Annotated in this window: 14 protein-coding genes; 3 read left to right on the top strand and 11 right to left on the bottom strand. The window is 35.6% G+C overall.

Translation table 11 applies throughout. From position 1 onward, the window contains the following. Nucleotides 1-4 precede the first annotated feature (4 nt). Nucleotides 5-1,705 (bottom strand): PAS domain-containing sensor histidine kinase, encoded by a 1,701-nt coding sequence (locus ACSVH7_RS08125; RefSeq protein ID WP_438066218.1) that lies wholly within the window; start codon nt 1,703-1,705, stop codon nt 5-7. A 170-nt stretch (nt 1,706-1,875) separates the two neighbouring features. Between ACSVH7_RS08125 and typA the strand changes: the two genes are divergently transcribed. Then, nucleotides 1,876-3,672, top strand: coding sequence for a translational GTPase TypA (gene typA / locus ACSVH7_RS08120; protein WP_438066217.1), 1,797 nt, complete (start codon nt 1,876-1,878; stop codon nt 3,670-3,672). Between the two features lie 126 nt (nt 3,673-3,798). On the opposite strand, the gene ACSVH7_RS08115 is transcribed toward typA, so the two are convergent. The 7 genes from ACSVH7_RS08115 to ACSVH7_RS08085 form a co-directional block, all read right to left on the bottom strand. Next, nucleotides 3,799-4,215, bottom strand: coding sequence for a DUF2141 domain-containing protein (locus ACSVH7_RS08115; RefSeq protein WP_438066216.1), 417 nt, complete (start codon nt 4,213-4,215; stop codon nt 3,799-3,801). Between the two features lie 7 nt (nt 4,216-4,222). Then, complete coding sequence (locus tag ACSVH7_RS08110; RefSeq protein WP_438066215.1) at nt 4,223-5,140, bottom strand: alpha/beta hydrolase; 918 nt, start codon at nt 5,138-5,140, stop codon at nt 4,223-4,225. Nucleotides 5,141-5,256: 116 nt separating this feature from the next. Next, complete coding sequence (locus tag ACSVH7_RS08105) at nt 5,257-7,092, bottom strand: glycoside hydrolase family 13 protein (RefSeq protein WP_438066214.1); 1,836 nt, start codon at nt 7,090-7,092, stop codon at nt 5,257-5,259. Between the two features lie 190 nt (nt 7,093-7,282). Continuing rightward, entirely contained in the window at nt 7,283-12,337 is a 5,055-nt protein-coding gene (locus tag ACSVH7_RS08100) for a T9SS type B sorting domain-containing protein (RefSeq protein WP_438066213.1), read from the bottom strand. Nucleotides 12,338-12,606: 269 nt separating this feature from the next. Continuing rightward, nucleotides 12,607-14,928 (bottom strand): choice-of-anchor L domain-containing protein, encoded by a 2,322-nt coding sequence (locus ACSVH7_RS08095; RefSeq protein ID WP_438066212.1) that lies wholly within the window; start codon nt 14,926-14,928, stop codon nt 12,607-12,609. 15 nt (nt 14,929-14,943) lie between these two features. Beyond that, entirely contained in the window at nt 14,944-15,780 is an 837-nt protein-coding gene (locus tag ACSVH7_RS08090) for an ABC transporter permease (RefSeq protein ID WP_438066211.1), read from the bottom strand. Nucleotides 15,781-15,811: 31 nt separating this feature from the next. Beyond that, a complete protein-coding gene (locus ACSVH7_RS08085) occupies nt 15,812-16,705 on the bottom strand; it encodes an ABC transporter ATP-binding protein (RefSeq protein WP_438066210.1) in 894 nt (297 codons plus the stop codon). A 381-nt stretch (nt 16,706-17,086) separates the two neighbouring features. Between ACSVH7_RS08085 and ACSVH7_RS08080 the strand changes: the two genes are divergently transcribed. After that, nucleotides 17,087-18,151 carry a hypothetical protein gene (locus ACSVH7_RS08080; protein WP_438066209.1) on the top strand — a complete coding sequence of 355 codons (1,065 nt, stop codon included), beginning with the start codon at nt 17,087-17,089 and terminating at the stop codon, nt 18,149-18,151. A gap of 87 nt (nt 18,152-18,238) precedes the next feature. Next, on the top strand, nt 18,239-19,453 hold the full coding sequence (locus ACSVH7_RS08075; protein ID WP_438066208.1) for a TCR/Tet family MFS transporter: 1,215 nt from the start codon (nt 18,239-18,241) through the stop codon (nt 19,451-19,453). A gap of 131 nt (nt 19,454-19,584) precedes the next feature. Here ACSVH7_RS08075 and ACSVH7_RS08070 read toward each other — a convergent pair whose 3' ends face one another. The 3 genes from ACSVH7_RS08070 to ACSVH7_RS08060 all read right to left on the bottom strand — a co-directional run bounded on the left by ACSVH7_RS08070 (nt 19,585) and on the right by ACSVH7_RS08060 (nt 23,019). After that, nucleotides 19,585-21,375: an acyl-CoA dehydrogenase family protein gene (locus ACSVH7_RS08070; protein ID WP_438066207.1), complete on the bottom strand. Its 1,791-nt coding sequence runs from the start codon at nt 21,373-21,375 to the stop codon at nt 19,585-19,587. Nucleotides 21,376-21,405: 30 nt separating this feature from the next. Further along, nucleotides 21,406-21,771 carry a four helix bundle protein gene (locus ACSVH7_RS08065; protein WP_144254713.1) on the bottom strand — a complete coding sequence of 122 codons (366 nt, stop codon included), beginning with the start codon at nt 21,769-21,771 and terminating at the stop codon, nt 21,406-21,408. 66 nt (nt 21,772-21,837) lie between these two features. Beyond that, the gene (locus ACSVH7_RS08060; protein ID WP_438066206.1) at nt 21,838-23,019 is read right to left on the bottom strand and encodes an acetyl-CoA C-acyltransferase; all 1,182 of its coding nucleotides are present in this window, start codon (nt 23,017-23,019) and stop codon (nt 21,838-21,840) included. Nucleotides 23,020-23,046: the final 27 nt, after the last annotated feature.

Here is a 23,046-nt window from a genome sequence, read left to right as displayed (position 1 = left end):
GTTTTTAAAAAGTTAATGTGAATTGGGTTCCTTTGTTTACTTCACTATCTATGGCTATGCTGCCGCCTAAAGATTCAATCTGTGATTTTACCAAGTAAAGCCCAAGGCCTTTACTGTCAGGATAATCATGAAATCTTTGGTATAAACCAAAGACAAGATCGGAGTTTTGTTTTAAATCTATTCCGATGCCATTGTCTTTGAAATAAATTACTGGATTTTTTTGATCTGTTTTACTTGAAATAGAAATTTTAAGTGGTCTTTGATCTGATTTATATTTTATAGAGTTCGTTAATAAGTTTAGAATGATGCTTTCTAAATAGGACTTATTGGTAAAAATGTACTCTTGTGTTTTAAAATCTAGTTGGATGTTTGGTTGGACTTTCTCTATTTGAAATTGCAGTTGATTGGCTATTTGATCTACTAAATTTTCTAAGTATACATTTTCTTTTTTTATTGATATTTGATCTTTAATAACAATAATTTTCACAAGATCGTTAATGGTTTCGTTTAGTAAATGGGTTGATTTTTTAAATCCATCAATTATTTCTTGTAATTCTTCATCGTAAATAGGGATGTCTTCTACTAGATTTAATAAGCCTATCAAATTAGATAATGGAGCACGTAAATTGTGAGATGTTATGTATGAGAATTGCTTTAAATCTTTGTTGTTTTGAGTTAATTCTCTAATGAGTTGTTCTTTTTCTTTTTCCTGTCTTCTCTCTTCGGTAACATCTTTTTGTATTGAAATCCAATGTGATAGTTCATGGTCGGCATTATATACTGGAATCATTGAAAAGCGAACCCAATATTCTTCTTTGTCTTTTTTGCAGGTAAGAGTTTCTATTTGGCATTCTCTTTTTTCGGCTATTGCGGTTTTGAATTTTTCAAACTCATTACTATCAAAATATTCGGTATTGAAAGGATTGAAGGGTTTGTGTAATAGATTTTTTGATTTGTATCCTGTCATGGTACAAAATGAGTCATTCACATAAATAATGTTGGGTAATGAAGTGGTGTCTGATTCGGATTTTGTAATTACAACTGCGTCTTTGGTTTGAGTTACCACAGTTTCTAGTAATTTTAAGTTTTGTTCTTCTTCTTTTTGTTTGGTAATATCCTGAATGGCTCCAATCATTCGGAGGGCTCTTCCTTCTTTGTCTTTTAGCAGAAAACCTCTATCTAAAACGTATTTATAGGTATTATCAGCACATCTAAAGCGGTATTGATCTTGCCAGTTTTCTGATTTTTGCTCTATGAAAGAGTATAGTTTTACAGACATTTTGATACTGTCTTCGGGGTGAATTTTTTCAAACCACCAAGAAGAGGTGTTGCCAACTTGTTCTTGAGTGTAGCCAAATACGGTTTCTATTCCTTTGTTCCAAACTATACTGTCTTTTTGGATGTTCCAATCCCAGATAGTATCACTAGTGGCTTTGGATACAATGTTGTAACGCTCGTTAGAGGCTCTGATTTCGTTATTGTTAGATTTTATTTTCTCTAGGATTTTATGGTTTCTTTTGTCATTTTTAGACAAAATGTACCGAAACAAAAAACCGGTGAATAGGATAAAAGAAAGATCTTTTAGAAAATTATCAATTTGCGGATTGATAAAAGTTAGGTGGTTAGACAGTTTATGCCAAATTATTGCCATAAACATCGAGAAGAGTATGAAAACACTAATTATTTTATTTGTTTTACCTTTCATTAATCAAATATATGTAATTTAATTCTAGTTTAGAAATAATCTCAAGGACTCGAGTAAAAATATAACCAGAAATTACCGAAACAGCTGATGTTCAAACTTTTAGTAAACCGTCTTTGAAACGTTTTTTATATGAAAATAAAGTGTACATTTGCAACCACAAAAAATAACAGATGGAATCTATTAGAAACATTGCAATTATTGCCCACGTCGATCACGGTAAGACCACTTTGGTTGATAAAATTATGTATCACTGTCAATTATTTCGTGATAACGAAAATACAGGTGATTTAATTCTTGATAACAACGATTTAGAGCGTGAGAGAGGTATTACTATTACTTCCAAAAACGTTTCAGTTCAATATAAAGGAACAAAAATCAATATTATCGATACTCCTGGTCACGCCGATTTTGGGGGAGAAGTAGAACGTGTATTGAACATGGCCGACGGTGTATGTTTATTAGTGGATGCTTTTGAAGGTCCAATGCCACAAACTCGTTTTGTACTACAAAAAGCGATTGACTTAGGCCTTAAGCCTTGTGTAGTTATCAATAAAGTAGATAAAGAAAACTGTACTCCTGAAGAAGTACATGAAAAAGTTTTTGACTTAATGTTTGAATTAGGTGCACAAGAATGGCAATTAGATTTTCCAACGGTTTATGGTTCTGCTAAGAACAACTGGATGTCTGATGATTGGAAAAATCAAACAGAAAACATCGAGCCATTGTTGGATATGGTAATTGAGAATGTTCCAGCTCCAAAAGTATCCGAAGGAAATCCACAAATGTTGATTACTTCTCTTGACTTTTCAGCTTTTACGGGTCGTATTGCTATTGGTCGTTTAGAAAGAGGTATTTTGAAAGAAGGCATGCCAATTTCATTAGTAAAAAGAGATGGTACTGTAACTAAATCTAGAATTAAAGAATTACATACTTTTGAAGGTCTTGGACGTAAAAAAGTGGAGCAAGTGATTGCTGGTGATATTTGTGCCATTGTTGGTGTTGAAGGATTTGAAATTGGTGATACAATCTCTGATTTTGATAATCCTGAAGGTTTGGCTTCTATTGCTATTGACGAGCCTACTATGAGTATGTTGTTTACTATTAATGATTCTCCTTTCTTTGGAAAAGAAGGTAAATTTGTAACTTCTCGTCATATTAGAGAGCGTTTGACCAAAGAGTTAGAGAAAAACTTAGCCATGAAATTAGGTGAAACTGATTCAGCTGATAAATTTATGGTTTTTGGTCGTGGTGTATTGCACTTATCTGTTCTTATCGAAACCATGAGAAGAGAAGGGTATGAGTTACAAATCGGACAACCACAAGTAATCATCAAAGAAGTTGACGGTGTAAAATGTGAGCCAATTGAAGAGTTAACAATCGACTTACCTGAAAATCTTTCAGGGAGAGCTGTTGAATTTGTAACTTTACGTAAAGGTGAAATGCTTTCTATGGAAACTAAAGGAGAGCGTATGATTATTAAATTTAATATTCCATCTCGTGGAATTATTGGATTGCGTAACCAATTATTAACTGCTACTGCTGGTGAAGCTATTATGGCACACCGTTTTATCGGTTATGAGCCATACAAAGGTGAAATTGCTGGACGTAATAAAGGGTCATTGATCTCTATGGAAAAAGGAAAAGCTATTCCTTATTCTATCGATAAATTGCAAGATCGTGGTAAGTTTTTCGTGGAACCCAATGCTGAAATCTACGAAGGTCAAGTAATTGGTGAAAACTCTCGTGGGGATGATATGTGTGTGAACGTAACTAAAGAGAAAAAACAATCTAACGTTCGTTCTTCTGGTAATGATGAAAAAGCGAGAATTATTCCTCCAATCATTTTCTCTTTAGAAGAAGCTTTAGAATACATTCAAAAAGATGAATATGTAGAGGTTACTCCAAAATCTATTCGTTTGAGAAAAATATATTTGACAGAAACAGATAGAAAGAGATACAAAATCTAATCTTTTTTAAATCTAAATAGTAAAAATCCCAAATTCCAAAGTTATGGAGTTTGGGATTTTTTTATGGTGTTCTCCGCCTGAAAATGCGGGTCTATATCCCTAACACAATATAGATACCATTAGAAATTATAATTTATCATTCATTTTAATCGTAATTTTTGAATTAGCCACAAGAGAAAACTTTGCATCTTCAAATTTTGGTGGCCCCATAAATCCTTTAGCATTGTTCGAGCAAGCGACGGCTTCTTTTGGCATTCCGATGAAATTTTTATCCAATTTTCCGTTGCTATTTTCGTCATGATATACCATCAGCGTATAATCGGATTTGGGTAAATCATTAAAAACTACTGTTGCCGTATTGGATTTGATGCTGGAAGAAGTGGTTTTAAAAGCACTTTTTAAAAACGTTCCTTTTGAGTTGTAAACTTCTGCAGTGAGTTTTCCAGCATTGTTGTTTATGCCTGTAACAGTAACGGTTAGTGAAGTTGTTTGGGCGAAACTTATGCTACCAATAAGAGTTAAAAGACCCGTAATTTTTATCATGATACATTTATTTTTTTAATAGAAATAATAAGGGAATATCCAATCGCTTCGCCCAAGCTATCTCGGAATGATTTTCTCCGGGGAAGAATTTGGTTTCCCAGTTTTTGTTGGTAAAACCTTTGGCTTTCATCACAACATCTACTTTTTCTTGTAGCGGTTTGTACATTGCATCCAAGGTTTGGTCGCCATAATCAAAATAGATTTTATGATTTTTTGGACTTGGTAAATTGTTTTTTAAATACTGAACAAACGCATTTGGAATTGGATTGTTTTCAACAGAAAATACACCCGGCCAATGCGTTGATAAGCAAGCGGCACCTCCAAAAACTTTTGGATATTCACAAATTGCGTAGATCGAAATGAGGCCACCCATACTCGAACCTGCAACGAAAGTATTTTTTTGATCTTTTTTAGTAGCGAATTTTCGGTCTATGAACGGTTTTAATTCGGTCACCAAAAATTTCAAATACAAATCTGAATAAGGGTTGAAGGTATCTTTGGTCCTGCCAGCTTTTTGTAATTGAGCTGTGACGGTATCTCTTTGAATTTGAGTCAAACTTGCATAAGGCTTTTGAGGGAAATATTCTGGGTGACGTTTTGGCCCGTTGTTCCAAATACCTACGACGATAAATTTTTGAGTTTTTCCCTCGGCAATTAATTTCCCTGCCACTTCATCTATTTCCCAAGCTTGCTTATTCCAGGTGCTTTGTGCATCGTATAATGCTTGACCGTCGTGCATATAGAGAACAGCGTATTTTTCTTTGTCTGAATAGCCATCGGGTAGCCAAACATCAATGTTTCGGGCATCAATTAGTTTTGATTTGAAATTTTCAAAACGTAACACTTTTCCAGAAGTCACTTGCACTTGTGCCACTGAGTATTGCATAAAAGTGATAGAAAAGAGTAGGATTAATTTGATTTTCATTTGTTTATGTTTAGTGTTTCTTGCAGGAAATCAAAGGTTTAATAATTGAATTCGGTTTTCATAAGATATAGATTGTCTCCAGCTAAATCTGAATTCAATTAAAAACTCGTTTTACTTTATTTAATTTCTAGAATCAAAGCCGTTTTTGGGGCTACTTCTAGCGTTCCATTTATATTTATTTCTTTACCACTTAGCGCATCTTTTGCACTGAAATTGGAAGGAATCATATCTTGATAGGTTTTCATATCCAATGTGATTTTTTTATCGTTTTTATTCAAAATCACCATTATTTTTTGTGTATCGTTGTATCGAAAATAGACGTAAGCGTCATTTTTTTCAGGAGCATAATGTTTGAATTTTCCATTATGTATTGCTGTGGCTGTTTTTCTCCAATTGAAAAGATGGGTAAAGAATTTTTGAGCCGCTACTTCTTCACTAGTTAATCCTTTTCCGGTAACCGCATTTTTGGAATCTCCTTCCCAACCGCCATAAAAATCGACCCTTCTGAATCCATCATTACCCGGTTTTTCTTGTCTGTACAATAATTCAGTGCCATAATACATTTGCGGAATTCCTCGCATAGTTGCATATAACGTCATGGCTAATTTCCAATGCTCCAGATTGTGTTGTACTCTAGTATAAATACGATCCATATCGTGATTGTCTGGAAAAATCAACAAATTATTGGGGTTCGGAAATTGGTAATCTTGACCCATCCCTCTGTATACTTCTTTCCAGGTTGATTCCCAATCATTTTTAGTGTTCAAGGCTTTTACCAAATTGTCTGTTAGAGCAAAATCCATTAAGGAAGGCAAGTAACATTGGTATCCGTCTACATTTTTTTTGTCTTTTTGCCAATAGGCAGCGATTTCTGTGACGTGCGTCATTTCTTCTCCCACTATATTAAAGTTGGGATACTCTTCTAGAATGGTTTTGGTCCATTTGGACAAGAAATCTTTGTCAGCATACGAAAAGGTATCTTCTCTAAATCCAGTAAGCCCAGCATATTCTACCCACCAAATAGTATTTTGAATCAAGAAACTCGCCATCAAAGGATTTTTTTGATTTAAATCAGGCATATGTCCATCAAACCAACCATCGGTATAGCCTTTTTTATCTTGTTCAGAGGCGTAAGGATCTAAAAGCGTTGATTTCAGGTGATTGGTTCTTGTTTTTGTATCTGGAAAATTAACCCAATCCTTCATCGGCATATCTTTGATGAAGTAATATTCAGAACCACAATGGTTTAAAACAACATCCCAAATCAAGCCTATATTTCTTTTTTTGGCTTCTTGTACCAGTCTTTTAAAATCTTCATTAGTCCCGTAGCGAGGATCAATTTTATAAAAATCAGTGGCTGCATAGCCGTGATAAGAATACTTTGGCATATTGTTTTCTGCAAGCGGCGTATTCCAAATTTGAGTGTACCCAAGCGATTGAATGTAATCTAGGTTGTTAATAATTCCTTGAATGTCACCACCATGTCTTCCGCTTTCGTCAGCGCGATTGGCTTTTTCTAAACTACTAGGCAGATTATCGTTTTTGGGATTTCCATTGGCAAATCGATCCGGCATGATTAAGAGTATAGCATCTTTGTTAGAGAAGCTTTCTCTGTTTGCGCTGTTGTTTTCTCTTGCTAATAAAGTAAAATCTTTAGTAATGATAGTTTTCCCCTTTTTCTTAAAGTCAATCTTAGCTTTTCCCACTTTAGTATCGGGAGCAATGTTTATTGTCACAAAAAGATAGTTTGGATTCTCAACTTTTTCTGTTTTTATGATATTTACACCTTCGTACTTAGTGGTAGGTTCTAAATCTTGAATATTGTTTCCGTAGACCAATAAAGTGATTTGATGGAGTTTCATTCCCACCCACCAATTGGATGGCTCAATTTTTTGTATTTGGGCTTGAAGTGTTGTGGTAATTAGAATAAAAAGTAGCGCTAGTTTTTTCATTATGTCGGATTAAATTAGGAATGTTTTTTTGCGGTATTCTCTATTTTTAATAGATAAAAATACAACATTCCTAAATTTACCGATAAAATAAATACTCAATAGAGCCCTTAACTTTTATTTTGGAAAATTTCTTTACGCAAACGATGGTAGTTTATAATTTTTTTAAAAAAAATCGATTGCGATACAAATATTAACGTTTAAGGGCAAAATGTCCTTTGATTTCTCGACCGTCTTCTAAAACGGCGATGTACCAATAGTCGTCTGATGGTAGCGGTTGACCATTGAAGGTTCCATCCCAACCATTATTGTTTGGGAAAATTTGTTTCAATAATTTTCCGTAGCGATCAAAAATCCGAATCACAGATTTTGAGTTGACGGTAGTATTGGTTCCTTTAACATTCCAATAATCATTGAATCCGTCTCCATTTGGAGTAAAATATTTGGGTGCGCCAACAACAGCGACTTCTTTACTCACAATCCCACATCCATTTTTGTCATTGACGTAAATAGTATGAATACCAGAAGGAATATTTTCGAACACATTGGAAGAAATAAACGGACCTGTTGGATCATTAAAACTATATTCATAATCTCCGGCTCCAGAAACAGTAATAGTAATGGAATTGATATCGTTTATATCTACAACTTCAACCGATTCGATTTTTGCGATATCTGAGGCGGTGACTTGAATAGTTCTTGTTCTACTGCAGCCTTGAGCAGTAACTACATCAACGGTATATAGTCCTTCGCTATTTACCTCTAGTGTATAGTTGGTTTGTCCATTTATAATCGTACCGTCTTTTTTCCATACATAGGTATAATTTGTAATTGGACTTCCGTCAGTAATACCTCCATTGAGTTGAACGCTGAAAGTTGGTAAATTAGAGCATACTAGTTGATTTTCACTTCCATTAGTATTTAAATCAATTTTTGGCAATGGATTTACAATAAATGAAAGTATCGTTTCCTCAATACAAGTGGAGTTTTTTGGGTTTTCCACCGTTGCTCTAACATTTTGCGAAGCGGTTGTAAATGGATTAGGTAGCGGACTAGGTAATGGATTATTGTTTTTATCAAAATAACGAACCACCATACCAGTTTGTCCTTGTAATAATTGGTTTTCTATAGTGCTGGTATCAAAAGTGTTTAGTCCATCCGTATCACTAGGGTTAACATCATCGCAAGCAGCAGGAATGCTTACTGTATTGGCCACGGGATGAACGTCGACGATAAATTTGATGGTTGTTTCATCGTAACAAGGAATACCATTGTTTGTGTTGGTAATGGTGTTGGTCACACGAGCTTTTATGGTTTGTGATTTAGTCGAAAAATTGGAAGGAAACGGACTAGACAACGGATTGTTGCTTTGGTCAAAATAGGTTACCGTTACATTGGTTTGTCCTTTTAATACATCGGCTTGTAAAGTTGCCGTATTGAATGTAAAAATACCATCATTACTAATTTCATCACATTCTTTATAATCTGCAATTGGATTCGCAACTGGTAATTTTTCAACGGTCAACGTTACATAATTTCCTAAACCAAAGCAAGCATTATCAAGAGTAGAATCCACTCTTACATAAATAGGGTGTTGATTTGCTATGGTATTTCTATAGGAAGTGGTATTCGTTATTTCATTAGTTTCGGCTAGAGCATCCGCTAGCGTAGGAAAATATTTTATAGTGTAAGCTGTTGATGGGGAAGGTAATATTGCTTGAATATCAGTAGTTACGCTACTGAAATTAAAGGTGGCGATTCCGTCTCTGTCGTCTTTTGAAGCATCTACATAATCATCGCAAACTGTGAATTTATGTTGAAAGGTAGCTGGAATTTGTGTAGCCGAAACGATTAATTTGATTTCACTGGTACTAAAGCATCCATTGGCATTTTCTACTCTTGTCCAAACGCTTCCTATACCACTGGAATATTTGGTTGGGTCAGCAATTTTTGTTGCCGCATCATTGTTTGTAGCTCCAGCAGCAGTTTTGAAATAGGTAAAAGTTTCATTTAAATAGTTTGCACTAATGAAACTATTTTTTTCGGTTAAGTTAATGGCAGTAATTCCATCATAGTCGTCATCACACTGTTTAAGCGTTACACTTGTAACTACTGAAGGGAGTGCTAATGTGGTTAATGTTGCCACTGTAGAAGATAATCCGCAAGCGTTTCCTACTCTGTTTAACTGAAGGCGATAGCTGTAGCCATTCATGCTGGCTGAAATGGTATTGACTTGTAGTGTTTTGGTTGTAACCCCAGCATAGTTTGCGTTATTGGTTAATGTAGACCAAGTTGTGCCATCAGTGCTCAATTCCCATTGGAAACTGTCTGCATTAGAGACCACTTCAAAAGTAGTACTTTGTAGCAGACATTGTGATTTATTGCTGGGTTGCGTTGTAATTGCAATTGGGGCGGCAATGGTGTAATTTGCATTCGGAGTAGTATATCCAGCACCTGAGGTAACAATCCCTTTGTCATTTACGGTAACAGGACCATTTCCTAATAATCCATCAGCATCAGTATCTTGGAAACCAGCTTCAATGACGTCTTTGCAACCATCATCATCGCTATCTAATTCAAAATAGTTAAAGTTCCCATCCGCATCGGTATCGGCTATCGTATACTTCAATTTTCCGCTATCCGGTGTGGTTTCTAGGTTGTCTAGTAAACCATTCAAACCTACATTTCCGTCTACTCTACCGTCTTTGTTGGCATCGGAGGCATTGTGGCCTGCTTCTACTAGGTCATAGATACCATCATTGTCGCTATCAAGGTCTAGGTTGTCATAGCCCGTAAAATTAATAGTTGCGTCAGCATCAGAGTTAATGGATTGTAATCCAGGTTCAAAGGCGTCATCCAAACCGTCTTTGTTTGTATCTACACTAGAAAAAGATCTAAACCCTTTTCCTTGAGCTTCAATACTGTCAGGAATTCCGTCATTATCACTATCTAAATCTAAGACATTTGGAATGCCATCTGCATCAGAGTCCGTTTCTATGTTTTGACTTAGCATAAATGCCGCACGATTGCTTGTTGTTTCTGAAAGATTATAATGCTTAAAAGTTAAGGCTGTAATCTTGTATCCTTGAATTTTGAAGCGTGCGCCACCTTGGGGAATAGGTGTGGTGCTTTTAAATCGAAAACGAATTTCGAAAGAGGTAAATTCTTTGACGCCACTTTCATAAATACCATCAAAATTGGTGTCAATTAAGACATCATCAATTGGATTGGTAACAGTCAACGTCTGATTTGTGGGAGCACTAACTACGAAATCACCCTCACCATTAGCTAAATCTGCAACAGGCGTAGTTTGGGAAGTCCCATCTATTATGTATTGAAAAGTAATAGTTTCAGGTTTTTTAAAGGTCAAAGTATAGTTATTTGGAGTATTTTTAACAGGAGGTACTTCGGAAACAAATCCATAAAAAGGATAGCCCGAAATCGTTCCTGTACCTGTTATAGTTCCGTCATAATCACTTGATGCTAAGGTGTTGTTTTGGTTGAGTAATATTATACTGCTTTCGGTAGTGTTTACTAGGCCGTCATTGTCCCAATCAATATCAATGTTGTTGTTTGTACCATCATTATCATCGTCTTTGGCACAATCACTAACCGGGATTTTATCTGAAAAAACATCACTCAAACAACCAGAAATACTTCCTCTAACTTGATAATAACCCGGTGTTGTAGGGGTATAAGTATTGGTAGTCGCAGATGGAATGGCTACATCATCTTTATACCATTGGAATGTGTCATAGGCAGACAAGGTACTAATCTTTAATACTACATTGGGGATACAAGATGAGGTTCCAATGGTTATTTTGTCAGAAACAATTTCTGGTTTTAAATCAAATCCAGAGTAATAACCACCATAGGTAGCGTTTCCATTGGTTGCATAATACGATACATACACCTGTTTTGTGGACTTTACCGCAATATTCCCAGATAATCCAGATAATGTGTATTTTACAAATGTTGATTTTCCGGTTATATCTTCTGGAATCGCTGCAATAGGAGTATTGTTAACCAATACAACAGCACCTGTTTCAGTGACAATATTGAGCACCCCCGTATAAGTAATAGCGCCAATTTCTTGAATATTCGGAATATTATCCACAACGTTTGGTGTAGCACAATTTAATGGCGGTACAAAAAACAGGTTTTGATTGGCAGGAGGATTATTAGGTGAACCATTAGGATTAAATCCAGGCGCTAACCCTCCTATACTTTGATAGGCAAAAACCTTTTCAGAAGTAGTAACATACATACTTCCATTGATAAAATTACTTCCATCGATTGTGATATACTCTCCTTTATTCAAGGTGGTCAATGGCGCAGTTCCCCCGTTTAGAAACACTTTGGTTTGGTCTGTATGGGCTACTAATAAAACCTTTTCCAATTCATCTGTTCCGAGTCCTTTAGCAAAAATATATTCCGTACCTACTCGATCTATGGGTACAATTTGATCAAATCCTACGTCACGCCCTGTGGGACTACCGCCAGCATTAACCACGGAACTATTACTTCCACAAATGGAACCCGCATTGACCACCACTGCTTTATCTGTTTCCACTAGCGCCCCAATCAATTTAGCACTATTAGAGGGATTGCTTGTTGTATTAGAATTTTCTAAAGCGATGACATAGCTTTCATTTTTATTTAAAACAACGTTTATGGAGCCACTCACCACCGTTCCGTCCGTAAAAACAGTTCCAATAGGAAGGTTTGAAATAGTAACTTTGGTTCCATTTTCAGTGGCCATAATCGAGGCAAAATTCAACAAACTACTATCAAAAAGTGGATTCAACATTGCGCCTAAACGAAAGGTTTTCCCCAAAGCACTATTCCCTTTCGAAACTAATCCACCTGCGTGATTATACCCTCCATTGCCGTTTTTTCCTGCGTTCATTCGAATATTGGCATATACTAAATCCTCTGATTCAATGACATACCCTTTATTTATTACCTTGCCAATTACATTTTTTGGCGTAAATAATTGAGAAAAATCACCTCTCCCTATATAATATCGATAAGGATTCAAATTATTCACCACACCCGTAATTACGTTACCTCCATTTTCTATGATTTTAAATAGAACATCCTTAGTGTTTGGTGTAGAAATATAAATATATTGATCTTCTGCAACACCTGTTTGTGCTGTCAAAGGAGCTATATAATGGGTTTTACTAAATTGTGCATGGGTTTTGGCGATCAAAAGTAATAGTAAAAGGGGTATAATTTTTTTCATAGGTTCATTCGAATACTCTGTCGGATTAAAAAGAGCTACTTTTTATTGGAGCACTTGCAATAGTTTTTTTTGGTTTTGTAAGCTAATACATCTATTATAGACATATGCTAACATAGTTGATCTTTAGATTTTAAAACCAAAAATAGGTTTAATAAGTGGATTAAAAAAGTGTACAAAAAAGAATTATTTATAAGTTTTTATGCAAACTCGTTACTACTTTTTTGTGATTTTTACACGAAAAACACTTTTTTAATAAAATAGAGAAGAAATTATCGCTTTAAGCTAAAATGCCCTTTAATCACTTTTCCATTCTGAAAAATAAGAAGGAACCAATAATCATCCGAAGGCAAAGCGACCCCCATAAATGTTCCGTTCCAGCCTTCAGTAGTAGTAAGCTCTTTTAATAATTTTCCATAGCGGTCAAATAGGGTTAATTTTGATTTGGGAAGTAGATCTAAATTTTTGATTTTCCATGTTTCATTGATGCCATCTCCATTTGGAGTGAAAAAACGAGGATAATCCAATACATAAATCAAATCTGAAGTGCTAGTGCCACAGCCGTTTTTATCCCGAATAAGGGCAGTGTAAATACCTGGCGGAACAGCCCTAAAGACCGCTTCATCTTGATAAGTAATGCCGTCTAATGAAAATTCATAGTTTCCTATTCCGGAATAGTTTAAAGTAATGCTATTGTTTTTTCCATCAAAATCTTTGATTGTAGTTCCTTGATACGTTGCTTTTTCGGAACCTTTTACGATAAAAGTTTTGGTCTTTTTACACCCCTTATCATTTGTTACTGTTACCGTATACTTACCTACCTCTTTAACATTGATAGCCGAAACAAGAGCACCAGTATTCCATAAATAACTTGAAAAACCCGGCTCTACACTCAAATTTTGAGTACTACCCGAACATAAAAAGAGGGATTCTTCATTAAAATTAACGGGATTAAAAACGTTCACCACCAAGTTAATTTGGGTTATGCCGTAGCAATCCACTCCGTTTTTAATTCGAGCAAAAATTGTTTGTTGAAAAGCTTGAGTGTTTTTAAAGAGAGGACTTATTTTATTTTTTTCTTCCAAAGCATCAGCGAATGAACGGTAATAATCTACTGCTAAACTTGTGGGCAAACCATTCAACAATTGAGGCGTTACTAATGCTGCTAAATCAAATTCATATAATCCATCTTGAAGAGCATCTTCATCACAAACAGCAATCGAACTCGGACTCGGAATAATTGTATTAGTCGTACTCAACGTAACTGTGGCAATTTTAGAACAACCATATTTGGAGCTAGCCTTCACATAAAGCACTTGATTTGGACTCGTATTATTGAAGTTCGTTAAACTAGTTATCCCATTCGTCGAATTCTGAGCCTCTGAAAAGCTAAGATGCCACGTTGTCGTTGTAATGTTCGAATCATTACTTTTTAGATTGGCATCAGTGATATTCAAATCAAAAGTGGTTAAACCATCTGTATCAATATCACATTGTACTAGCGAGCTGTTATTCAATATCAAATCTGGCGTGTATTCTATCTTTATTTCCTCGGATAAAACACAGGAGTTTGAAAATGAAACAGCGACTTTATAGACACCAGCTGCTGTGACAGTATAAGTAGGTTGGTTTTCTCCTAGAATTTCGATGCCATTTTTATACCATTTGTGGATGTTTGAAGCAGGTAAATTAGTGTTTAAAACCAATGTTTCTCCAAAACAAACTGGATTATTACTACTCAAAAGCCGATCAGGACCTAGCTCTATCTTAGAAGTAAAACTTCCCGCTTCAATAAAAACAGCCGAGTCATAATCAACGAGTCGGTCATCAGCGATAACCAATTTGATATGATATATTTTTCCCGCAATAACTTTTGATTGTGCCGTCATGATTTTAGTTTGTCCAGCATAATTGATAGGACTGTTGAAAGTGTTGTACCCTCCAAAATAGCTTTCGTTTTGTGCTGGGCAACCAGGTTTTACATCATTGCTGGTAGGAACAGGGTCAATTTTAGGATGAACAATCGTAGAAGTAACGGGTGTGTTGGTTGCAGGCAAAACTGCCAAATTTTGATATGGTAAATTGCTTGCTTTTTCTTTTATGAGAAATGCAAATCCATCCGAAAATTGACAGGGAAAATAGGATTGATATTCATTGGAAGCAAACAAATAGTTGAAACTAAATGTATCGGTTAAGGGAATAAAATCAAATTCTATTACCGATGCATTAATACTTGAAATTCCTAAAGCAGCATCTAAATCGGCATCCCCTTTCCATGCACTTGAACCACTATTATTTTGATTGTTAGTAAATGGTCCTTCAGAGTTTTTACTGTTCCAAGTACTCAGAAATATACCTTTTTTTAATGGAAATGAGCTGGCATTTCCGTCAAAATATCCTAGGCTTTTTTGTCCGACTGAAAATGTATTTCCGGATTCATTACAATTTGAAACTTGCGCACAAGTACTGTTCACTAATACGTTTTCAATAAGATATTGAGTAGAAAAAGTATCATCTACCTTGATATATTGCGCTTTCGTTTTTAAAAAACAGCCCAAAATAAACAAACAAGCCAGAAGATAATTGATTTTCATAGTAACGCAAATATACTATAAATCGCGTTTTTTCAATATTTTATACGAGCAGTAATTTAGAACGAGTATCCAAACAGCAACAATCAGCATTGCCCAAAAATCTACGCCATAGTCTTTGGTATTCTCAACTCCAATTTTTGTTCCAATATTTTTAACTACTGATAATCGTGAAAAAGGTTCAACGATTAAGTTAGACATGGATTCCAAAGGAAAAAATTGAGTAATGTATCCCGCCGTTGGGCTATCAGGAAAAGCTTGAAAGTTCAAATACCCTCGAATAAAAGCTTCTACAAAAGAAAGTACTAATAAAAATCCAAGGGCAAAAGCAGAACGCTTTACTAAAATCCCCAAAAATAAGCAGAGTGAAAAAAATCCTATCAATTTTACAAAAAAAGCTACAAGGTATTCCAAATCTGAGAAGATAATTCCTATTTCTGTGTAAGAAGAAAAGCACAACCCCAAAATGAGACTCATTACAAAAACAAAGACTGTTGATGCTAAAGCAAAGACGATTACTGTTAGGAATTTGGAAAGGATAAATTCTTTTTTGCTCATCCCATCAATGAGATTCTGTTTTAATGTTCCATAACTATATTCGTTAGCCATCATGGATACAATGACAATTGCTAAGAAAAATTTCAAAATAGCTGCAATATAGGTGTTGAAATGCCAAATATAAGGGAAGTTGAAAATCCCCATTTCAGCTAAGTGAAATTTAAAAATCCCTAAATCAAATTTGATAGAAGCGATTAAAGCAATGCTTGTAAGCAGTATAAAATAAGTGAGCGTTAGGATTCTACTGGCTTTGTTCAACCAGATTTTTTGCAATTCTATAGTGAGTAGTCGTTTCATAGTGAAAAGTTTTGAGCGCGAATAAGAGCTGTTATTTTTTAGTCAATTCAAGAAATTGTTCTTCCAAACTGTTTTTTCGTTTTACAAGATGATTCAAGCTAATCCCATTTTCAAACAAATAACGATTCAATGCTGAGGCGCTTAGGTCCTGATTTAAATACACAATGACTTTCGAATCTTCGGTTACCATTTTCTCTATGGCTGAATGTTTGTTTAAGGCTTCAATTAAGGCAAGGTTATCCTCAGCATTTAATTCGAAAAAACCTTCATTTGCTGCCATGCCATCAACCGAACCGGCATATAAAATTTCACCTTTGCGTAAAACCACTACATGTGAGCACACTTTTTCTACTTCGTCCAAAAGATGCGAGGCTAGTAAAATTGTGGTGCCTAAAGCGGCAATTTTTTTGATGATAGCTCTTATTTGATGAATTCCTTGCGGATCTAAACCATTCGTGGGTTCATCCAAAATCAGAATTTCGGGATCGTTGAGTAGGGCAGAAGCAATGGCTAATCGTTGTTTCATTCCTAATGAAAAAGTATTGAATTTGCTGTTTTTTCTTTCGATAAGACCTACTAATTCAAGCTTTTCTTCAATTTTTGAGTAGTTGATGTTTTTAATTTTGCAAACTAATTTCAAATTTTCGACCGCCGTCATGTAGGGATAAAAATTAGGTCTTTCGATGATCGCTCCTACTTTTTTTAACGCTTCATGAGTTTCTGTTTTTCCATCAAACCATTGGTATTCTCCAGAAGAAGCATTCACAACATTTAGCGTAATGCCTAGGGTGGTCGATTTTCCGCTACCATTAGGACCTAATATTCCATATACATTTCCTTTTTTTATTTCAAAAGAAACGTTTTTTAACGCTTGAATGTTGCCGTAGCGTTTGTTGAGGTTTTTAATCGATAGTATCGTTTCCAAGTTTTTTGTTTTTAGATGATTATAGGACGAGTCAGTGCGAATTTTGTTACACTTTAATTTTGTTTTTTATGACTATCCTTGACTAGTACCATTTCACAGAATAAATTAGTTGTTGAATGTTTTTCACAAATATAATCCTTTCTGATCTTTGCGTCTTCGCGACTTTGCGAGCCCAATTTCACGCAAAGGCGCAGAGACGCAAAGTATATTGTCATTATTTAGACTGTTGGTATGAGTTACGGACAGTCATATTGTTTTTTGTAATTAAGAAGTGCAAACGAGGTAGATTCTCCATAAAAAAAGAATAAGTTACCTTTAGACAAATGGGTTTTAGTATTAGGAACAACCGAAATTACTTAAATTTGTAGAAAATACAATCTTATGAGCGAGCCATTAATGATTTTTAAAAAACCGTCTTATCCTATCAACAAGCCATTAATGGAATATTTAGAAAGATTTGAGCGCATTTCAAAAGTGCCTATTTTTTATGATGATTTATTGCGATTTTCTGGAGCCATTAATGTATTCGATAAAAAAAATAATGACACCTTATGGATTCGTGTTTATTATAATGAATTCGAAAGAGCTGAAATCGATTTAACGCTAATGAAAATCTATTCTTTATTGCATTCGGATGGGAATACGAATGTCATTAAATACCTTAATATTGACTCTATTGATTATTGTACTTTCGGAAATTCAAAACCGTTTCGAGTGAAAGTTAGAAACATTTTGAATGATAATTATACTCATTTTTATATTAAAAAAGCGGATGCTTCGAGAGTATACGGTTTAGAATTTGAGCATATTTTATCGCCTGATAAGATCAATTTTTTAGTGTATGGCGATACATTGGTGGAAGAACATATTATGGGAATTCCGGGAGATGTTTTTATGAAAGAGCGCCTAGGAAAATGTTCTGAAACCGCCAAATCCCAGATAGCTAAAGAGTTTGTGAAATTTAACGAGCGCTGTATGATTCGTTTGCTTGGGGATATGAGAGCTTATAATTATGTGATTGTTCCTACCCATGATTTTGATCAGGTGGTTTATAGAATTAGAGCTATCGATTTTGATCAACAAACTTACGAGGGGAATTTTAAAGTATATCGCCCTCAGTTTTTCAAAGAAAATTATCCTATGGTCATGTTAGTGAAGGATAAATTGCAAGAAAGTTCTATTGAACAATACAAATATGAAGAACGGTCTGCCATGGCCAAACGAATTAAATCTTATGAAAACAGAATCAAACGATTAGTGCAAATTATGACTAATGATCCCGTGGCACCAATAGAGCATGTGAATCAATTGAAGCTAGAATTGTTTAATTATACCCATGATATTAATTTTAAAAATGCCAAATCGATGGGAGCTATCATGACAGCTGCTTTCGATTTTGTGACTCGCAATTTTAAAAATATTAATAACATAAGGCCTGGTTTTTAGTACTTCATGGCTACTATGGCATTAGTCTAGAATTATTTCGCCGTTTAGAAAATGGCATTTTTCACTTTAAAAACACAAACAAATTTCATGGTAAAACAATCCAACAAGGCTTTATTTTTTATTTTTATAACTGTTTTAGTTGACGTCATAGGTTTGGGAATTATTATTCCTATTGTACCCAAGCTCATCGAAAATCTTACAGGTCTTGGTGTAAATGAGGCCTCTAGATATGGAGGGTGGTTGCTTTTTTCTTATGCGTTGATGCAGTTTGTATTTTCTCCAATCTTGGGAGGTCTCAGTGATCGTTTTGGAAGACGCCCCATTTTACTTGTATCGCTTTTTGGATTAGGATTGGATTATGTTTTTCATGCCTTCGCTCCCTCTATTGCTTGGCTTTTTGTCGGGAGAATTATTGCAGGAATTATGGGTGCAAGTTTTAGTACCGCAACAGCGTACATTGCAGATATTAGTTCGCCAGAGAAAAGGGCGCAAAATTTCGGATTGATTGGCGCCGCATTTGGGTTAGGGTTTATAATCGGCCCCGTAATTGGGGGTGTTAGTAGCCAATGGGGGACGAATGTTCCTTTTTTAATTGCTGCTGGACTTACTCTTTTGAATGTGATTTATGGTTATTTTGTTTTACCTGAATCACTGTCTAAGGACAATCGTAGAGCTTTTGATTGGAAGCGTGCCAACCCAATTAGTTCGTTGCAAAACTTGAAGAAGTATCCCGTAGTGTCAGGTTTAGTGATTTCGTTAGTCCTTACTTTTATTGCTTCGCATGCGGTGCAGTCCAATTGGTCCTATTATACCATGTACAAATTTCGATGGAATGCTGCAATGGTGGGATATTCGCTTGCAGTTGTAGGCTTGTTAGTTGCTTTTGTTCAAGGATTTTTAATTCGAAAAATCATTCCGCGTTTAGGTCAAGTCAAATCCATTTACTTAGGAATGTCATTTTCAGCGCTTGGATTATTGCTTTTTGGATTAGCTTCAGAAAGTTGGATGATGTTCGCCTTTCTGATTCCGTATTGTTTGGGTGGAATCGCCGGACCTAGTATTCAGGGTGTTATTTCTAGCCAAGTGCCTTCGAATGAACAAGGAGAATTACAAGGCGCCATGACTAGTTTGATGAGTTTGTGTGGTGTTTTTGGACCTTTATTAATGACTAATTTGTTTGCTTTTGCTACGGCTGAAGACAGTCCATTTTACGTACCAGGTGCTCCTTTTTTCCTGGCTTCTTGCTTGACTTTGATTAGCTTTTATCTTTCGTGTCGCACGTTATCCAAGAAAAAAGTATAGAAAAAGTACCTCAAATTGTTTCCATTTTTATACCGGGTAATTTGCGAATGTGCGTTTTTTTTTTTTTAACAATAAAAAAGCCGACTTGTACCACCAAGCCGACTTTTTTGAACAAATAAAAACTAAAAATATTAGAAGCAATATACGTTTTCGTTAACCAGTTTAGCCGCAATTTGTTCTCTCAAACTCACCACATTTGGCATATTGGTATATTTAGTATAACGACGTAATCCCATTAACATCATGCGTTGTTCATCGCCTTCTGCAAAAGAAGCAATACCTTCTTTTCCTTTTTGTGTAATGATATCAACAGCTTTGTATAAATACAATTGAGCCATAGCAATTTGTTCTTTTACGTTGTCTTGTCCATTAGTTTTAGCTAATTTTTCAGTACGTAAGATAGTGCTTTCTGCCATGTAAATTTCGATTAAGATATCAGAGGCTGCCATTAATAATTGTTGGTGCGCTTCTAAGTCTGGACCATATTTTTGAACGGCTCCACCAGCTACCATTAAGAACGCTTTTTTCAATTTGCCAATCATTTCTTTTTCTTCGGCAAATAATTCAGAATAATCAGGTGTTTCGAAAGATGGAATTCCCATTAATTCGGCTTGTACTTCAGAGGCTGGTCCTAACAAATCTACGTGTCCTTTCATAGCTTTTTTAATCAACATACCTACTGATAGCATACGATTGATTTCGTTCGTTCCTTCGTAGATACGAGCGATACGAGCATCTCTCCAAGCACTTTCCATTGGAGTATCTTCAGAGAATCCCATTCCACCAAAAATTTGGATTCCTTCATCAGAACAGTTTTGTACATCTTCAGAAACCGCTACCTTCAAGATAGAACACTCGATAGCGTATTCTTCCACTCCTTTTAATTCTGCTTCTTGGTGCGTTGATCCTGCTTCTTCGCGTTCAGCAATTCTGTCTTCGATATTTTTAGCCGCACGGTAGGATGCACTTTCTCCAGCATAGCATGAAGTAGCCATTTCAGCTAATTTTGCTCGGATAGCACCAAATTGTGAAATTGAAGTATTGAATTGAATTCTTTCGTTAGAATATTTTACGGACTCCGTAATTACTCTTCTTTGTGCATCCAAACAAGCCGCTGCCAATTTAATACGACCTACGTTCAAGGCGTTCATTGCAATTTTGAATCCATTTCCTCTTTCAGATAACATGTTCTCAACAGGAACTTTAGTTTCATTAAAGAAAACTTGACGTGTAGATGAAGAACGAATTCCTAATTTATGCTCCTCTTCATTCATAGAAATTCCATTTGAAGGGTCGTTTTCTACGATGAAACCAGTAATGTTTTTGTCATCGCCAATTCTAGCGAAAACAATGAAAAGCGAACAAAATCCTGCGTTAGAAATCCACATTTTTTGTCCTGTGATAGAATAATATTTTCCATCTTCAGATAAAACTGCTTTTGTTTTTCCAGAGTTGGCATCCGATCCAGCTCCTGGTTCTGTCAAACAATACGCACCAAACCATTCACCTGAAGCCAACTTTGGAACATACTTTAATTTTTGTTCTTCTGTTCCGTACAATGTAATTGGCATAGTTCCAATACCCGTATGGGCACCAAATGCAGTTGAAAATGAACCAGTAGCTCCAGAGATATAGTCACAAACCAACATAGTCGATACGAATCCCATTCCTAAACCACCGTAAGCTTCTGGAACAGCGACGCCTAACAAACCTAATTCACCCGCTTTACGCATAGTTTCCTCGGTGTACGCGTAATCTTTTTTCTCAAAACGAGCTTTGTGCGCCCATAATTCTTTGTCAACGAACTCTTTTACAGAGTCACGCATCATTAACTGCTCTTCATTAAAATCTTCTGGCGTGAAAATATCTTCACATTTTGTTTCTTTTACGATGAATTGACCACCTCTTGTTTTATTGCTCATGATTTTTTTTTTAGATGAAAGATGAAAGAATCAAGAAGAAAGATTGTTGTCTAACTTACTTATGAAACCTGTTGTCATCTTTTGAAATTCAATTATTTTATTTTCTATTTCTTCTGTTTTTTCTTTTGATAAATAGTCATTTTGACAAGCTATCAATAACTGTGTCTGTAATTCAAATGATGAACCTAAACTAATATTCAAATAATGTTGAAAATGTTTATTTCCTCTATTTGAACCTTCTGCAATATTTGAAGGCATTGAGACTGAGCAACGATTCATTTGACTAGATAAACTGTAAGTTTCTGATTTTGGAAAAGTAAAAGTTAGCTTGTAAATATCATTTGTAATCTCCATAGCTAAAATCCAAATTTTCAAATTCTTAAAGTTGTGCCTCATAAATTCTTTTTTCTTTGCTTTTGTGTCTTGCTTCTTTATTCTTACCTCTTTGCTCTTTTTTCTCTTTTACACCAACTCAAAAATCCCCGCACTTCCTTGTCCTGTGCCTACGCACATAGAAACAATTCCGTATTTGTTGCCTCTGCGTTTCATTTCGTCGAATAATTGAACCGAAAGTTTAGCACCTGTACAACCTAGAGGGTGACCTAAAGCAATAGCTCCACCGTTTACGTTGATGATTTCAGGATTTAAGTCTAATTCTCTAGTTACTGCTAAAGCTTGAGAAGCAAAAGCCTCATTTAGCTCAATCAAATCGATATCATTTAGCGTCAATCCTGCTTGTTTTAAGGCTTTTGGAATCGCTTTTACTGGACCAATTCCCATAATTCTTGGTTCTACACCTGCAGAAGCAAAGTTTACTAAACGGGCAATCGGCTGAATGTTTAATTCTTTCACCATTTCTTCGCTCATTACCAAAACGAAAGCAGCACCATCACTCATCTGAGAGGAGTTACCTGCTGTTACACTTCCATCTGCTGCAAAAACTGCTCTAAGGCCTGCTAGTCCTTCCAATGAAGTACCAACTCTTGGGCCTTCATCTTTAGTTACTACATACGATTTGGTTTCTTTTTTACCATTTTCATTGATAAAAGTTTGTTCAACTGTTATAGGTACAATTTGGTTGTCAAATTTTCCTTCTGCTTGGGCTTTTAAGGCTTTATTGTGCGATTGAAAAGCAAACTCATCTTGATCTTCACGAGAAATGTTGAATTGTTTTGCTACCGCTTCAGAAGTCAATCCCATTCCCCAGTAGTAATCTTCGTGACCCGCTGCGGCCACTTTGTAATCTGGAGTTGGTTTGTAACCTCCCATTGGAATATAACTCATACTTTCAGCTCCACCTGCAATGATGCAATGCGCCATTCCAGATTGGATTTTGGCAGTTGCCATCCCGATAGTCTCTAGACCTGAAGCACAGTATCTGTTTACGGTTACACCTGGTACATCATTCACTTTTAATCCCATTAAAGAAATCAAACGTCCGACATTTAGACCTTGCTCAGCTTCTGGCATAGCATTTCCAACCATTACGTCATCAATACGGGTTTTGTCAAAATCAGGCAACTCATTCATCATATACTGAATGGTTTCTGCTGCTAATTCATCAGGGCGTTTGAATCTAAAAACTCCCTTTGGTGCTTTTCCTACGGCTGTACGATAAGCTTTTACTATATATGCTGTTTTCATATTTTTATTTTTAAGAGTAGAGAACAT

Origin of the sequence: Flavobacterium sp. TSSA_36 (assembly GCF_051547165.1) — a bacterium.
GTDB lineage: Bacteria > Bacteroidota > Bacteroidia > Flavobacteriales > Flavobacteriaceae > Flavobacterium.
The sequence above is the reverse complement of the archived record's forward strand: the minus strand, read 5'-3'. Positions and strand labels throughout refer to the sequence as shown.

Bases quoted from the DNA above. Each gene is read 5' to 3' on its own strand.
- ACSVH7_RS08115 (WP_438066216.1), bottom strand. From the start codon at position 4,215: ATGATAAAAATTACGGGTCTTTTAACTCTTATTGGTAGCATAAGTTTC.
- ACSVH7_RS08100 (WP_438066213.1), bottom strand. From the start codon at position 12,337: ATGAAAAAAATTATACCCCTTTTACTATTACTTTTGATCGCCAAAACC.
- ACSVH7_RS08070 (WP_438066207.1), bottom strand. From the start codon at position 21,375: ATGAGCAATAAAACAAGAGGTGGTCAATTCATCGTAAAAGAAACAAAA.
- ACSVH7_RS08105 (WP_438066214.1), bottom strand. From the start codon at position 7,092: ATGAAAAAACTAGCGCTACTTTTTATTCTAATTACCACAACACTTCAA.
- ACSVH7_RS08075 (WP_438066208.1), top strand. From the start codon at position 18,239: ATGGTAAAACAATCCAACAAGGCTTTATTTTTTATTTTTATAACTGTT.
- ACSVH7_RS08095 (WP_438066212.1), bottom strand. From the start codon at position 14,928: ATGAAAATCAATTATCTTCTGGCTTGTTTGTTTATTTTGGGCTGTTTT.
- ACSVH7_RS08125 (WP_438066218.1), bottom strand. From the start codon at position 1,705: ATGAAAGGTAAAACAAATAAAATAATTAGTGTTTTCATACTCTTCTCG.
- ACSVH7_RS08060 (WP_438066206.1), bottom strand. From the start codon at position 23,019: ATGAAAACAGCATATATAGTAAAAGCTTATCGTACAGCCGTAGGAAAA.
- ACSVH7_RS08065 (WP_144254713.1), bottom strand. From the start codon at position 21,771: ATGAGGCACAACTTTAAGAATTTGAAAATTTGGATTTTAGCTATGGAG.
- ACSVH7_RS08110 (WP_438066215.1), bottom strand. From the start codon at position 5,140: ATGAAAATCAAATTAATCCTACTCTTTTCTATCACTTTTATGCAATAC.
- typA (WP_438066217.1), top strand. From the start codon at position 1,876: ATGGAATCTATTAGAAACATTGCAATTATTGCCCACGTCGATCACGGT.
- ACSVH7_RS08090 (WP_438066211.1), bottom strand. From the start codon at position 15,780: ATGAAACGACTACTCACTATAGAATTGCAAAAAATCTGGTTGAACAAA.
- ACSVH7_RS08080 (WP_438066209.1), top strand. From the start codon at position 17,087: ATGAGCGAGCCATTAATGATTTTTAAAAAACCGTCTTATCCTATCAAC.